The sequence below is a fragment of the Limosilactobacillus sp. WILCCON 0051 genome (assembly GCF_039955095.1).
Lineage (GTDB): Bacteria > Bacillota > Bacilli > Lactobacillales > Lactobacillaceae > Limosilactobacillus > Limosilactobacillus allomucosae.
In genome coordinates this window covers 2,246,476-2,261,595 of the sequence record NZ_CP154878.1, presented here as the reverse complement: position 1 = coordinate 2,261,595, position 15,120 = coordinate 2,246,476, and the positions used below count along the sequence as shown (strand labels likewise).

General features: G+C 48.1%; 15 protein-coding genes and 1 riboswitch. Of the genes, 7 read left to right on the top strand and 8 right to left on the bottom strand.

All coding sequences use genetic code 11. From position 1 onward, the window contains the following. The first annotated feature begins 155 nt into the window (after positions 1-155). From ABC765_RS10580 to ptsP, 3 genes are all read left to right on the top strand, one after another. Complete coding sequence (locus tag ABC765_RS10580; protein WP_034541162.1) at positions 156-2,555, top strand: phosphoketolase; 2,400 nt, start codon at positions 156-158, stop codon at positions 2,553-2,555. 180 nt (positions 2,556-2,735) lie between these two features. Then, positions 2,736-3,398 (top strand): Crp/Fnr family transcriptional regulator, encoded by a 663-nt coding sequence (locus tag ABC765_RS10575; protein ID WP_347953893.1) that lies wholly within the window; start codon positions 2,736-2,738, stop codon positions 3,396-3,398. A gap of 134 nt (positions 3,399-3,532) precedes the next feature. Continuing rightward, the gene (ptsP, locus tag ABC765_RS10570; RefSeq protein ID WP_347980412.1) at positions 3,533-5,260 is read left to right on the top strand and encodes a phosphoenolpyruvate--protein phosphotransferase; all 1,728 of its coding nucleotides are present in this window, start codon (positions 3,533-3,535) and stop codon (positions 5,258-5,260) included. 82 nt (positions 5,261-5,342) lie between these two features. Here the strand turns inward: ptsP and ABC765_RS10565 are convergent, their stop codons facing one another. After that, the gene (locus ABC765_RS10565; protein WP_347953891.1) at positions 5,343-5,801 is read right to left on the bottom strand and encodes a universal stress protein; all 459 of its coding nucleotides are present in this window, start codon (positions 5,799-5,801) and stop codon (positions 5,343-5,345) included. 135 nt (positions 5,802-5,936) lie between these two features. Here ABC765_RS10565 and ABC765_RS10560 point away from each other — a divergent pair, with 135 nt between their 5' ends. Beyond that, entirely contained in the window at positions 5,937-6,344 is a 408-nt protein-coding gene (locus tag ABC765_RS10560) for a hypothetical protein (RefSeq protein WP_278781547.1), read from the top strand. A 3-nt stretch (positions 6,345-6,347) separates the two neighbouring features. Beyond that, positions 6,348-6,815 (top strand): hypothetical protein, encoded by a 468-nt coding sequence (locus tag ABC765_RS10555; protein WP_347953890.1) that lies wholly within the window; start codon positions 6,348-6,350, stop codon positions 6,813-6,815. A 236-nt stretch (positions 6,816-7,051) separates the two neighbouring features. On the opposite strand, the gene ABC765_RS10550 is transcribed toward ABC765_RS10555, so the two are convergent. Continuing rightward, on the bottom strand, positions 7,052-7,909 hold the full coding sequence (locus tag ABC765_RS10550) for a hypothetical protein (protein WP_006500790.1): 858 nt from the start codon (positions 7,907-7,909) through the stop codon (positions 7,052-7,054). Positions 7,910-7,912: 3 nt separating this feature from the next. Beyond that, positions 7,913-8,329, bottom strand: a complete 417-nt coding sequence (locus ABC765_RS10545; protein ID WP_033934985.1) for a helix-turn-helix domain-containing protein — start codon at positions 8,327-8,329, stop codon at positions 7,913-7,915. A gap of 139 nt (positions 8,330-8,468) precedes the next feature. Here ABC765_RS10545 and ABC765_RS10540 point away from each other — a divergent pair, with 139 nt between their 5' ends. After that, on the top strand, positions 8,469-9,428 hold the full coding sequence (locus ABC765_RS10540; protein WP_347980411.1) for an alpha/beta hydrolase: 960 nt from the start codon (positions 8,469-8,471) through the stop codon (positions 9,426-9,428). A 170-nt stretch (positions 9,429-9,598) separates the two neighbouring features. Here ABC765_RS10540 and ABC765_RS10535 read toward each other — a convergent pair whose 3' ends face one another. Genes ABC765_RS10535 through ABC765_RS10520 form a run of 4 tightly spaced genes read right to left on the bottom strand, consistent with a single transcriptional unit; the run spans position 9,599 to position 12,620 of the window. After that, on the bottom strand, positions 9,599-9,958 hold the full coding sequence (locus ABC765_RS10535) for a hypothetical protein (RefSeq protein ID WP_347980410.1): 360 nt from the start codon (positions 9,956-9,958) through the stop codon (positions 9,599-9,601). A 44-nt stretch (positions 9,959-10,002) separates the two neighbouring features. Next, complete coding sequence (locus ABC765_RS10530; RefSeq protein ID WP_347980409.1) at positions 10,003-10,656, bottom strand: energy-coupling factor transporter transmembrane component T; 654 nt, start codon at positions 10,654-10,656, stop codon at positions 10,003-10,005. Beyond that, positions 10,657-12,042: an ABC transporter ATP-binding protein gene (locus ABC765_RS10525; protein ID WP_347980408.1), complete on the bottom strand. Its 1,386-nt coding sequence runs from the start codon at positions 12,040-12,042 to the stop codon at positions 10,657-10,659. Beyond that, positions 12,042-12,620, bottom strand: coding sequence for an ECF transporter S component (locus ABC765_RS10520; RefSeq protein WP_074503748.1), 579 nt, complete (start codon positions 12,618-12,620; stop codon positions 12,042-12,044). Before ABC765_RS10520 ends, ABC765_RS10525 begins: the two co-directional genes overlap by 1 nt. Before the next feature lie 89 nt (positions 12,621-12,709). Continuing rightward, positions 12,710-12,799: riboswitch (TPP riboswitch) on the bottom strand. Positions 12,800-13,059: 260 nt separating this feature from the next. Between ABC765_RS10520 and hemH the strand changes: the two genes are divergently transcribed. Then, positions 13,060-14,076, top strand: coding sequence for a ferrochelatase (gene hemH / locus ABC765_RS10515; RefSeq protein WP_347980407.1), 1,017 nt, complete (start codon positions 13,060-13,062; stop codon positions 14,074-14,076). A gap of 48 nt (positions 14,077-14,124) precedes the next feature. Here hemH and ABC765_RS10510 read toward each other — a convergent pair whose 3' ends face one another. Further along, on the bottom strand, positions 14,125-15,084 hold the full coding sequence (locus ABC765_RS10510) for a nucleoside hydrolase (RefSeq protein WP_347964119.1): 960 nt from the start codon (positions 15,082-15,084) through the stop codon (positions 14,125-14,127). Between the last annotated feature and the right edge of the window lie 36 nt (positions 15,085-15,120).

Here is a 15,120-nt window from a genome sequence, read left to right as displayed (position 1 = left end):
AAGGCTGAAGCGGATTTTTGATAATTGGACCGTATCAATTTTCAAAAAGGTTGACTTTTAGAAAAAATCCTATATCATAGATAGCGTAAATTGATTGAGGTTTACGAGACGTTATAGTCAGAACGTAGTTATTTTATTTAAGGAGTGTAATATCGATGGCAGTAAATTACGATTCCAAGGAATACTTGGAAACTGTTGACGCTTACTGGCGGGCAGCCAACTACCTTTCTGTTGGTACGCTGTTCCTGATGCACAACCCACTGCTGCGTCGCGAACTGAAGCCTTCCGACGTTAAGCCAAAGCCAATTGGTCACTGGGGTACGATTGTTCCTCAAAACTTCATTTATGCACACTTGAACCGTGTTATCAAGAAGTACAATGTAAACATGTTCTACATTGAAGGTTCAGGTCACGGTGGCCAAGTTATGGTCAACAACTCTTACCTGGACGGTTCCTACACGGAAATCTACCCAGAAATCACCCAAGACGAAGCTGGTATGGCTAAGCTGTTCAAGCACTTCTCCTTCCCAGGTGGTACTGCTTCACACGCTGCTCCTGAAACGCCAGGTTCACTGCACGAAGGTGGGGAACTGGGTTACTCCCTGTCCCACGGTGTAGGTGCAATTCTGGACAACCCAGACCAAATCGCAGCTGTTGAAATCGGTGACGGTGAAGCCGAAACTGGTCCTCTGGCTGCTTCCTGGTTCTCTGACAAGTTCATCAACCCAATCAAGGATGGTGCCGTTCTGCCTATCCTGCAAATCAACGGTTTCAAGATCTCCAACCCAACGATCCTGGCTCGGATGAGCGATGAAGAACTTACTAAGTACTTCGAAGGTATGGGCTGGAAGCCATACTTCGTTTCCGCTTACAACGGCGAAGGCTTTGATGGCTACAAGGACACCATGGAAGTTCACGAAGAAATGGCTAAGACGATGGATGCTGCTATTGAAGACATCCTGGCTATCCAAAAGCACGCTCGTGAAACTGGTGACGACTCCATGCCACAATGGCCAATGGTAATCCTGCGCGCACCTAAGGGTTGGACTGGTCCTAAGAAGGACTTGGATGGCAACCCAATCGAAAACTCATTCCGTGCTCACCAAATTCCAATTCCAGTCGCACAAGACGACATGGAACACAAGGACATGCTGATCAACTGGCTGAAGTCCTACAAGCCAGAAGAACTGTTCGACGAAAACGGTGCTCCAGTTGCCAAGGTTACGGCTAACACGCCAGAAGGCAATAAGCGGATGGCTATGAACCCAATCACTAACGGTGGTTTGGATCCTAAGCCACTGGTTATGCCAGACTACCGCAAGTACGCTGTTGACGTACAAGGCCATGGTGTTGTTAAGAAGCAAGACATGATCGAATGGGGCAAGTACCTGGACGAAATGTTCAAGCTGAACCCAGACAACTTCCGCGGCTTTGGTCCTGACGAATCTAAGTCCAACCGTCTGTACGCTGTTCTGGACAATGACAAGCGTCAATGGATGGAAGACATTCACGAACCAAACGATGAAGACCTGGCACGTCAAGGTCGGATGATCGACTCACAACTTTCTGAACACCAAGCAGAAGGTTGGCTGGAAGGTTACACGCTGACTGGTCGTCACGGTTTCTTTGCTACTTACGAATCATTCGGTCGTGTCGTTGACTCCATGCTGACTCAACACCTGAAGTGGATGCGTAAGGCTAAGGAACAATACTGGCGTCATGACTACCCAGCATTGAACTTTGTTGACACTTCTACGGTATTCCAACAAGACCACAACGGTTACACTCACCAAGATCCAGGTCTGTTGACTCACCTGTACGAAAAGGAACGTGCTGACCTGGTTAAGGAATACCTGCCAGCCGACACTAACGAACTGCTGGCTGTATCCGACAAGGCCTTCAACGACCGCGAATGCATCAACGTCTTCGTTACGTCCAAGCACCCACGTCTGCAATGGTTCTCCATCGACGAAGCCACTAACATCGTTAACCACGGTCTGGGCTACGTTGACTGGGCATCTACTGACCAAGGCGCAGAACCAGATGTTGTCTTCGTATCTGCTGGTACGGAACCAACTGAAGAAGCTCTGGCAGCTATCGACATTCTGCACGACAACTTCCCAGAACTGAAGATTCGTTACATCAACGTTGTTGAAATCATGAAGCTGATGACGCCTGACAAGAACGCTGAAGGTCTGACTGACGAAGAATTCGACCGTTACTTCACGGCTGACAAGCCAGTTATCTTCGCATGGCACGGCTTCCGTGACATGATCCAAAGTCTGTTCTTTGACCGTCACAACCACAACGTTCACATCCACAGCTACCAAGAAAATGGTGACATCACGACGCCATTTGACATGCGTGTGCTGAACGAACTTGACCGGTTCCACCTGGCTAAGGACGCTATCCTGAGCGTACCTGGCTACGAACAAAAGGCTGCTGCCTTCGTAAACGAAATGGACAACATGGTTGACAAGCACAACCACTACATCCGTACTGAAGGTAAGGACCTGCCAGAAGTTGAAGACTGGACTTGGAAGGGTCTGAAGTAATTTAACTTCGCTCGACTAAAACCTTAATATGAAAGCCGCTCGATTCATTTGAATCGGGCGGCTTTTGTTTTGCGATTTTTTAGGCCGATATCAACGTAAAGAATGTTTATTGATCTAAATCAATTTTTATCGAATCAGCTTCGTTTATACTTGGGATACCAACTTTAAGGGGCGACAATTATGGCAAATCACATTCATCATCATCAACAGCATCTTTGTGTTGCGACCGTACCGTTGTTTAATCAGCTGGCTTTATCTGATCAGCAGAAAGTCGAAAGTCTGGTGCGTCATCATCGGTTTAGTCGTGGCGACCAGATTTTAACGCCGGCTCAAGCAGGGAAAATGATTATTGTGGAAAGCGGCGCGGTCAAGATCTATCAACTTTCGCCATCTGGACAGGAACAGATGCAAAGAATGCTGGCAGCCGGTGAACACGACGGCGAGGCCTGGCTGTTTGGAATTGAGAATACCGATACCTTTGCCCAGGCAGAGCAAACTTCTGAGATCTGTACAATATCCTATGAAGATTTTGCTAAGTTACTGAACCAGTATCCTTCGATTGCCATGCGGCTGCTGCAGCTAACCTTAAAAAGAAATCGGCAGCTGGCGATGCAAAATCATCTGTTGGGGATGGATTCGGTTGAAGAACGGCTTAAGGATTATTTGAAAGAACAGATGCAGGCAAAACATTCACGCGAGTTTATGCTGTCAATGAAGCTAAAAGACCTGGCGACCTATCTTGGTACGACGCCAGAAACGATTTCGCGCAAGTTTAAGGTTCTTGAGCGTCAAGGATTGATCAGGCATTCAGCCCGTAAGATTGAAATCTTGACCGAGTTTTAAGGTTTGGTGCTGCAGTAACCCCTATGCAAACGCTTAAATAATGGTGGAAATGAAAATGATAACGGTTTATAATATACAAAGTTGATATATGACAAACGGTTGACATTAGAGAATTGATGAGGGGGACAAATATTATGTCGCAAATCATTAAAGGAATTGCCGCCAGTGACGGTATTGGAATTGCTAAAGCATATCTTTTGATCGATCCGGATCTGAGCTTTGAAAAGAAAACGATTGATGATCCAGCTGCGGAATATGAGCGAGTTGAAAAAGCCTTCAGCGCCTCGATTGCCGATCTGGCCACCATCAAGCAGAACGCCAAGAGCCGCTTGAGCGATGAAGAACTGGAAGTCTTTGACGCGCACATCGCCATTTTGTCCGACCCGGAAATGAAGAGTCAGATCAAAGATGAAATTGAAAGCCAGCACGTTTCCGCCGAAGAAGCCATGACGGACGTAACGACCAATTTTGCCAACGTCCTGGCCGCCATGACCGACAACAAGTACATGCAGGAGCGGGCCGCTGACGTTAAAGACGTTGCCAAGCGGGCGCTGAGCCATCTGCTGGGCAAGCAGCTGCCAGATATCGCCTCCATCAGCGAGCCAGTCGTAATCATTGCTAAGGAGATCACGCCATCCGATACCTCACAGATGGATGCCAAGTTCGTCAAGGGGCTGGCAACCGATCTGGGCGGCCGGACCAGCCACGCGGCAATCATGGCGCGGACATTGCGGATCCCAGCCGTGGTTGGTGCCGAAGACGTTACGAGCACGATCAAGAGCGGTGATATGGTCATCGTAGATGGGTTGCACGGCGACATCATCGTTGATCCAAGCCAGGCTCAGATCGATGAATATCAAGCCAAGGCGGACTCATTTGAAAAAGAGCGGGCTGAATGGGCCAAGCTGGTGGACGCGCCATCCGTTTCCAAGGACGGTCAGCACTTTGAGATTGCGGCCAATATCGGTACGCCCGATGACGTGGCTGATGCCGTCAAGCAGGGGGCCGATGGCGTCGGGCTGTTTAGGTCTGAGTTCCTGTACATGAGCAGCGATCACCTGCCAACCGAAGACGAGCAGTTTGAAGCCTACAAAAAAGCAGTCGTGGGCATGCAGGGCAAGCCGGTCGTCGTGCGGACGCTGGACATTGGTGGCGACAAGCCGCTGAACTACCTGCCGCTGCCTGAAGAGATGAACCCGTTCTTGGGCTACCGGGCGATTCGGATCTGCCTGCACCGGCCTGACATCTTCAAGACGCAGCTGCGCGCCTTGATTCGGGCCTCAGAATTTGGTCCCGTTGAGATCATGTTCCCAATGATCGCGACCCTGGCTGAGCTGCGTCAGGCCAAGGCAATCTATCAAGAATGCAAGGATGAGCTGCAAAAAGATCATCCAGGCCTGGGCGACAACGTTAAGATCGGGATGATGATCGAAGTACCGCTGGCGGCGCTGTATGCCGATCAATTGGCTAAGGAGGTCGACTTCTTCAGTATTGGGACCAATGACCTGATTCAGTACTGCTTTGCGGCCGACCGGGGCAATGACGCGGTTTCCTACCTGTATCAGCCGCTCAACCCAGCCTTTTTGCGGCTGATCAAGCACGTGATTGACTCCGCTCATGCCAACAACACCAAAGCGGCCATGTGTGGTGAAATGGCCGGTGATCAGCTGGCTATGCCATTATTGCTGGGCATGGGACTGGATGAGTATTCCATGAGTGCCAGCTCGATTCTGCGGACGCGGAGCATGATGAAGGATCTGGATACCAAGGAATGCGCCAAGTGGGCCAACGATGCCATCAACCTGTGCTACACGGCTGATGAAGTGGAAAAGATGGTTAAGACGCGGCTGGGCTTAGATTAAGCGCCTGTCTTACGCTAAAACGCAAAAAATGAAGGACATGCATCCAAATGGGGCATGTCCTTTTATGATTATTGAATAATTGCTATTTTTGTGTTCGGGCAACCATGACGTCGGGCTTGGCCACACGAATTACATAGCCGGTTACTGAGCCTAAGACGATGCGTTCAAAAGCTGATAAGCCCGTTGAGCCGATTACGATCAAATCGTTGTTGTGGTCTTTTGGAAAGTCGCGTCCGATAACCTGCTTAGGATTGCCAAACCGCACGTGAATGTCGACTTTAGCAACGCCAGCATTGATTGCCTTTTGCTTAAGGTCTTCCAGGCGTTCTTGAGTCGTCTTAACCAAGTCATAGGTCTGATCGGGTGAAAGCGAGCTGGCCGGCGCGTAACCATCGGAAAGCTGCGTAACCTGAACGACATTTAAAATATCCAGGTGAGCATCGCAGGCCTTAGCCATCGCAATGCCTTTTTCCAAAACCTGAGCCGTGACCTTTGAGCCGTCGACTGGTACTAAAATGTTGTGATATTGTCCATCTGCCATTATTTATCCCTCCTGATTTCTATAATTTTAGTATACAGTATTTTTGGCCAACAATCGGCAGAGTAATTGAGGTTTACAGCGCTTTCTAGTAGAATGGTGATGTTGCCAAGCAAATTATGAGGAGATTTTTTTAAAATGAAGAAAGTATCGAACAACGTCATCAAAGTGATTGCCATTTCCACGGTTACGATGCTGATTGCACTGACCTTGGAACTGCTGATGTATCATCAACACGGCACGTCACTGGTCAGCAGCACGGTTTTATGGCGTGCCGGACTGATCGTTGCGCTTTCAGTAGTCGTTGATTTTTTGGCGGCACTGGACTGGCGTTTTGATGGTTATGTAACGGTATTGGTAATGCTGTATTATGCCGCCGCGGATTGGGGAGCTTTTGAGGTGGTGCGGCCTAAAGCTTCCGTCTACGGGATGTTCGTACAGGTGTTGGCAATCCTGGGCATCATTCTTTGTATTGCCGGAATCTGGTACGGCATGAAGCAGCGTCACTATTACTCAATCCAAGAAATCAACAAAATGGGGCGATAAGCGATGGAATTAACGGTTAATGATTATCTGACCCAGCTTGATAAGGTCAAAACGCAGACAGATACTACCGACGCGGCGCAGATTCAGCAGGCTGCGACCTTGGCAAAAGGGCTGCAGTTCGTAATCGATCAGCTGGATGCCGGCTACCTGGCTCGTTATGTGTGGCAGGTTGCCATGCCAAGCGGTGATTCGCTTGAAGTAGCTCTGGAAACCAACTTGATCAATATTCCGATGCAGGAGGCCGCGCGTCTTGACCCCAAGCTGCTTGAAGGTGCTGATGCCAAACCGGTTAATCTGTATCTGGTGGCTGCGGGAACTGATTTGAATGCTTCGGGACTGCGCATTGACCAGTTGGCAGCTGCTGATGAACTAAACGGCTCAACTAAGGCACTGACTGAAAAAATGCAGGCCTGGGTAACGAAGCAGCTGGCACAGACTAATGAGAATCGCGCGGCCAAATCAGCTGAATAGTTTGCACGAAAGCTTTAAGTGTGCTATTCTAGCCATTGCGATGAGTCGAGAGGTCAGGCAGCCGACCCTTGTTTGGCTGCCCCGCGCGAGCGGAAATGACATTTCGAGCGGGGCCCGTTAACTTGCCGGATTGCAAGGGGCCTGGCAATGGCGAAAGTGGACGTTCGTCATTAGCCTGAGATAGTATCAATACGCAGAAAGACCACCGAAGGAAAAATCCTTCGGTGGTCTTTTGCTTACTGGGCCAAATAGATCTGTTCATCAATCAAGTCAAATGAGTGGAGCTGTTCATTGACCTTTTTCAGCTCGTCATCCTGGGTTAGATGAGCATTTTGCCAGAATTTAGCTGAATCAGTGGCGCCATTTTTCTCGCCGATGACCAATAATTTAACTTCTGGATAGTCTTTACGCAGCAGCTGCAAGACTTCCCAATCAATCTCCAGTTTGTCAGGCGACCATGACATGATGACGTAATCGACCTGACTGCCATACTTTTTAATTGCGGCCAAGGCATCCAGAGGCTCAATCGTGGTGACGGGATGCTTGCCGGTCTCATTTTCTTTGGTCCAGTCGGTGCTGTCGGTAGCAAAGATCGTCTGTGCTGGCCGTAGATTTCGTAAGCCGCTAGAGATATAGCCATTACCGGCCATGATTTCAAGCGTTGGTCGTCCATGCAGGTATTCTGAAAGGGCCTTGATGTAAGGAGCGTTGACGTAGGACCACATGCCATAGGTCGCTTCCAGATAGTCGCGATAATTACGCAGCAGCCGGTCCAGTTTTGGCAAGGCATCCACGTAGCGATTCCAGAGCCGGTCGCCTTCTGGATTGCCTTGTGGGTACTGCTCGTTGACTTTTTTAAAGATGATGTCTTGAATATTGTCGGGCAGCAGCAGTTTAGGCAATGGCTGCGGTAAAAGACCATTTTTGATCAGCCGATCGCTTTCCAAGACATTGTTGATCAAAAATTTAATCTGCGGAAAATCATCGAACAGGTCACGATAGGTCATCAATTGCTCGATGTATGGCTGCTTTTTAACGACTTGATGGGCTTTTTTAACTTGTTTTTTGAGTTTTTTTAACTGCTTGGGGTTCATCATTTACTCCTTAAAATCAAGGTTCAGTTCTTCCTGCTTGCCATAAAAGGTGTCAGTTTCACTGCGCTGGCTGCGTCCCTTTAAGTAGCCATTGATTAATTGAAAAATTTCATAGCGATCCTGGCTGGTTAGGACGGTACCTTCAAACAGCAGGTCTTGATTTGAGAAGAAAAGTTTTGCCAAGTCGTGACCATCACGTTCGGTTCGGCCGCATAGATAATCCATGCTGACGTCAAAAAATTCGGCTACTTTACGAACCTCAACGAATGAGGGATTGCGGATGCCACGTTCCCAGTTGCCGATCTGAGTTGGCGTGTTGGGTCTTTCGCCAGGTCCCAGATGCTCGTTCAACGCTTGGGCAAGTTCATTTAGGGTGAGGTTTTGGCCTTTTCTCAAGGCACGCAGACGTTCTGGAAACATACGCTCACTTCCTTAATTAGTTTGTTATGATTATTTTATCATTATTTGAGCAACAGAGCGTGTAAAAAGAATTTCGACAATCAAAATAAAATCTGCTAAACTGGTAGTCATTGTGAATTTGAGAAAAAGAGGGATAATTTTGCATAATCAATCCAGGAAGCATCGGTGGCTGCGCTGGCTGATCGGTGTGGCAACAACGCTTTTGATCATGATTTTTGCTGCTGGCGGCTACTTTTTTCACGTGGCAATGGTACCGGGGCACAAAGACTTTATCAATAACAATACGAAAATCGTTAAGAGCGATCCCTTGTATCAGCAGAAAAAGTGGTATCAAGACGTTCATAAAACGCGTTGGACGATCAAATCCGCAACCGGCAACTATCGGTTGGATGCCTGGTACGTCCCAGCGGCAAAAAAGACCAGTAAGAGCGTTTTGATCGCGCATGGCTTTATGGGCAATAAGGATCAGATGGGAGCCTATGCCGCGCTGTTTCATCAGCTGGGCTATAACGTTCTAGTTCCCGATGCCCGCGCGCAAGGACAAAGTGAGGGTAAATATATTGGCTACGGCTGGCCGGAACGCTATGATGAGCGCAAATGGATCAACAAGCTGATCAAGCGTAATGGTCAAGACAGCCAGATCGTGATGTTTGGCGTCAGCATGGGTGGAGCAACGACCATGATGACCAGCGGCATTCAGCTTCCGCGCCAGGTTAAGGCTTTTGTTGAAGACTGCGGCTATTCCAGTCTGGCTGCTGAGATCGACTATGAGGCACAGAACCTTTATCATCTGCCATGGTTGGTCCGCAAGCCGCTGGAAGGATCATTGAGCATCATCAATCGCATCGCTAATGGTTTTTATCTGCATGATGCCAGCTCAACGGCAATGCTGAAGCAGAATCATCGACCAATGCTGTTTATTCATGGAGCTGATGATGATTTCGTGCCAACGCGGATGGTATATCAAAACTATCAAGCAACTCGTGGTCCCAAGCAGCTTTGGATCGTTCCAGGCGCGGCACATGCCAAGTCGTTTGCCACGCATCCTAAAGCCTATCAAAAACACGTCCAGAAATTTTTGGATCAATACGTAAAATAATAAATAAAGTGGCTGTAACAAAATTTGAAAATAAATTGCCAGTCGGTTCACAGTGCGCAAATCACTCTAAAGACCTTACTGAGATCAGATCGATTTTGGTAAGGTCTTTTAATCTGCCTAAATAAAAAATCCCTGCCTCAGTGCTGAGACAAGGATTATTGACTTGCAAACTAGAATTCCTGGTGATGATCTTGTGGATTGCGTCCCAACAAAACTGCGATTCCCATAGCAACGTTGTAGATCAAAAGTACTAAGGCCAGCAGCAATGCAAAAGCTGCCAGAATGCTGAACAAGCCGCCTAAATGAGCCAGATTCTGCATGTTGGCCGCTCCAATGATTACAAAAATCGCAATCATGTACAGCAAGGGGAAAATCTGACTCCAAAAGGCCTTAACAGCATTTTTACGCACCTCGTTGAAGCCTTGGTATTTTGCAATAATCCAGACGATCAATGGAAAGATGACTGGTAAAAAGAAAATGCTGAAGTAGGCTAGCGCGCTGACGATTCGCTGACCGAATTTGTTATCCATGAATTGGAATCCTCCAAATATTTTCTTTAATTATATCGAATCAGCTATGGTAGGGCAAATGTGATAATCTGTATTAAAATAACACTTATTAATAATATCGCCCAATCGCGAGCCGTTAATGCAATCTGATGAACGCTGGTCCGCGCGCGATCCTCAACGTAGCCGTGTGATTCCATAGCCTGTGCCAATTGGTCCGACCAGGTGATGGCATGCAGGATTGCCTTGAAATAAAGCGTTGGTGACCACCAAGACAGGTTGATGCCCCGCATTTGACCAGCCGCGCGAATCGTTTTAACCGCCATTTTAATCCGCGGAATCAGATTGACGGCCGCCAGCGTTCCATAGGCAAACTTGCTGGGCAGATGCAGATTTTGTTCCAAAGAGCGGGTGAGCTCCAGTGGACTGGTGGTCTGCGTGATAGCCGCGCCGGTAAAAACGTAGACATAGATTCGTGAAAACAGCACCCAGGCATAAAAATAGTCATGACCGGGACTGAACCAGGCAATCGTGATAAATACCGCGACTGCTGGAAATAGCGGCATTAAAAACAGCCAGCCAAACAAGCGGGGCCGGATGCGCTTAGTCAAAAGATAGATTATGGCAACGGCAATTAAGACCAGATTGATCGTTAAATGGCGTGTAAACGAGACTTCTAGGGCAATGATCAGCACCAACAACAGTTTAAAACTTGGATTCATTTAAAATTCCTCCCGATAGCTGAGCTGACAGTCTGCCAGTTTTACGTGCCGATCAATCAGCTTTTCCAGGCCCTCCAGCTGGTGGCTGATAATGATCATTGTTTGCGGGTAGACTTTTTGGCTGGCCTTGATCAGATCAACGACATTATGCAGCGAATGAAGATCAAGGCCGCTAAAAGGCTCATCCAACAGCAGAACCGGCTGCCCCATCATCAGCATTAAAAGCAGCTGCAGCTTTTTTTGCTGACCGCCAGAAAGCGAGTAGACTACGCGCTCCTGCAATTCACTCAAACCAAGCAGCTTAAGTGCCGCGGTCAGGTGTTCCTCGTCAAAGTAGGGATTACGGCCTTTTTTAAGACTCAGCGCCAGCTCCTCTTTAACCGTTACGCTAAGAAACTGGTCGACGGCATGCTGGAAGACGTAGCCGACCTGTTGAGCGTAACGGCGCGGCTTGATTTTTTGACTGTCCTGACCGTTATAGACGATCGTTCCCTGATAAGCCGCCAAGTGCGTAATAGCCTTAAACAATGAGGACTTCCCGGTTCCTGTAGCACCAGTCAACAGTGTCGTCTGATTTTTAAAAAACGAAAAGTCATTTGCCAAGATCAGCTTTTGATCCCCGTGTTCAATCGTCAAGTTTTTGAGTGTTAAAATCGGCTGATCGCTGGCAGTCGGCAGTTTGACATGATGCACCGTGGCGGCCAGCTGATCGGCAGACTTAAGCAGCGCATCACTGGCAGCGGCGTCAAGCAACTCGGCTCGCTGATTTTCAAAGCGAATCACCTGTTTAGCCAAGCCGCGATAGCCATGCAGGTCATGATCAGCAACGATAATCGTTTTGTGATACTTTTGCTGCAATAAGGTCAGCTGCTGAATCAATAAAGTCCGATTATGGTTGTCGATGCTGGCAAATGGCTCGTCCAACAGCAGAATATCGGTATCCATCGCGACTAAAACGGCCAAGGCGGCCCGCTGCTGCTCGCCGCCTGACATCGTGGCCAGCTGACGATCGCGCAGGTGTTCAATGCCGCAGAATTTTAAGGCATGCTCAATGCGGGCAGGCATCTCGTTGGCAGGCAGCTGCAGGTTTTCCAAGGCAAATTCCAATTCATGCTGCGGCGTATCAAGCGCGAACTGCATACCGGGATCCTGAAACATCATCGCAACGGTTAAACCATTCGGCAGCTCGATGTTTTCTTGCAGAATCCGGCCGCCGTATTTAGGCAGCAGACCGGCTAAGAGGCGCATCAGCGTGGATTTGCCGCTGCCGGAAGCACCATAAAGAAGCGTCCAGGAATCAACCGGAATTTTCAGCGTAACGTCTTTTAACGTTGGGCGCTTTGGCGTATATGCAAAAGTCAGATTGTCAATTGCCAAATGATTCATTAGTCGTTAAATTCCTCGCGTTTCATGACGTGCGAGCGTTCCAGAAGCCGTTCGATCAGCATTACCAAAACGCCGCAGAAGAAGAACATTGAAAGCAGCCGGCCGCTAAAGTAGTAAACGTTTTTGAAGCCAAACTTGTTGTAGCCATTGCGGAACCAATCCCAAGCAAACGTTACGATTGTCGTGGTAATGGTTGTTGAAACGGCCCCCAGCCAGTCGTAGTGCTTGTAGCCGGTAAACGTAAAGCCCAGTTCGCTGGCAATCCCTTGAACGGCACCAGAAATCAGATTGGCTGCGCCCCATTGATCACCAATCAAGGCTTCACCAGCGGCGCCTAAAAACTCGCCAAGGAAAGGTGCACCAGGTTTTTTCAGCATAAATCCCGCCATCGGACCGGCCATGCACCAAAGTCCCATGGTTAGATCGTTACCCATCATTGGCAGCTTGAGCGGCGTAAAGACAATGGTCAGCGCGTTGTACATAAAAGCAGCTGCCCAGTAGATCACCCCAAAGATAATGCCGACCAGTGCCAGCAGGATGATGTCGCGCAGATGAAACTTGTTATTTTTTTTGGCCATGAAAGACCCTCCTAATGATTGAAATTTTCAATCACCTGTCCAAAAGAAAACCCACTATGGAAAAGATCCACAGTGGGGCTGATTACAACAGATTATTTACCGTATCTCCCTTCGCTGGAATTATCCAGAGCAGGTTCAATGGGTATTATCTCAGCCGTATGGCACCCCAGACATGAATGATTGATCGTTTTCATCTTACAAAATAACTTGGCATAGTGCAAGCCGGCAGAAATTTTATCGAAGTTTAATTTGAAATAAAAAAGGGGTTTAAGCAGATAAATTGATTTGAATCAAGCAGGGTTTTTAAATTCATTGAAATTCACTGATAATCATTTGATCAGCTTGAATACAATATATGGCGTTTGATCATAAAAATAGCTACTAGATGTCGTGCTAGAATGGTCTTATTGAATTACAAATAAGAGTAAGAGGCAAGATTATGAAGAAAAATCAAAAAGGCATCCTGCTGGTTAATCTTGGAACGCCAAGTGATCCCAGCGTTCCAGCAGTTACCAGATTTCTACGGCGGTTCTTAAGCGATCGGCGGGTCATTCATATGCCGCCATTGATCTGGCAGCCAATTCTAAACATGATGGTGCTGCCCAAACATGCTCCCAAGTCGGCCGCCAATTATGAGCAGCTGTGGTCATCAGAGATTGGTTCGCCTTTGCTGCATTATACCCAGCGCCAAGCCCAGCTGCTGCAAAAGCGACTGCCGGATTATACGGTTCGCTATGCCATGAGCTACAGTCAGCCGCTGATTGGTGCGGTCTTAAAAGAATTTGAGTTTCAAGGAATCACTGATTTAACGATTATTCCAATGTATCCGCAGTATTCAACTACGACCACGGCTTCGGTTCAAGATGATGTCGCTCGGTTTTACCAGGATCGCAAAATAGTTCCGGAAATTAGATTCGTCAGTGACTACAGCAGTTTTTGGCCTTATGTCAAAGCATTATCGAATAAACTGCAAAAAGCGGTTGCTAAAATGAATCCAGATGCAATCGTCTTTTCATATCATGGTATTCCGCTCAGTTATCAAAAGGCTGGGGATCCATACGCCCAACGCTGCCGGCAAACGACCATGGCGGTAATTGAACGTTTGGGGCTGCAGGTTCCCTGTTTTCAAGCCTATCAGTCGCGCTTTGGACCGGCAAAGTGGCTGACGCCGGCCACCAAAGATCTTTTGACTGCACTGCCTAAGCAAGGCTATCGCAAGGTACTGGTTATCGCGCCTAGTTTTACCGCTGACTGTCTGGAGACGATTCAAGAATTGGGTGAGGAGAACCGCAATGCCTTTTTGGCTGCTGGTGGAAGCGAATATCAATTGCTGCCAGCTTTAAATGATGATGCCGAGTGGATTGAGGCCTTAGCTCAATTAACGCTTCTAAACGCCGTTATGCCAGCTCAAAATGCGGCTATGAATCTGCCATCAGCTGATCTGCAGACTGAATAGGATTAAAAAACCTCATCGGCAAGCACCGATGAGGTTTTTGATTGGTAATTAGTGTTCTTTCAAGACGCTGTTCAAACGTTCCATGAATACCTTCAAGTAACGTTCTTTGTCAACGTTAACGGCAACCTTAACGTTTGGATTAGGATCGTTCAGGCGTGAGTTATCGCCAATCGTCCGGCCGTAGTTGTGTTCGTCGTAGTTAACCTTCATGAACAGGCTGATCGTTTGAACAAAGGTAGGGTCGATGGAGACACCGACTGCCAGTGGGTCATGCAGGGCACAGCCGTTCTTGTCGATGTCCAGGTTGTAGTAGGCATCGATGTAGAAGTCGGTAATGTCAGCGTAGGCCTTGCCAGCTTTCGTACCCAGGTCGCGCCATTGCTGCGTTTCCTTCTTAGTCAAAAGCGTGCGCAGCGTAACGTCCAGGCCAACCATCGTCAATGGCAGGTCGCTTTGCAGAACCGTGTTGGCAGCTTTGGCGTCTTGGTTGATGTTGGCTTCAGCAACGTCAGTAACGTTACCTTCAACCGTCAATGCACCACCCATGAACGTAACGTTGCCAATCAGGTGAGCAATTTCAGGATCCTTTTCCAGGGCAGCGGCCAGGTTGGTCATTGGGCCAGTAGGAATGATGATCAGATCCTTGCCGTACTTGTGGGCTGCTTCGATGTAGAAGTCGACGCCGGATTCGGCTTCTACGGCACGCTTAGGGGTTGGCAGCTCAACATCGCCAATCCCGTTGTTACCGTGAATGTCTTTAGAAACCTGCATAACTTCAAAGCTGTCGGTCGTGCTGGAGTGTGGCAGACCTTTGTAGACAGGCACATCGGTTTGGCCGAGCAGTTCCAAAAGCTTCAGACTGTTTTCAGCACAAACGTCCAGCAGGTTGTTGCCGTATGAAGCTACGATCCCGATCAGATCAACTTCTGGATCAGCAACTGCGTAAGCCAGAGCCAAAGCGTCGTCAACACCAGTGTCCAAGTCTAGAATCATTTTCTTTTTAGCCATTGATTGATTTCCTCCGAATGAATATTGTTAGATAAC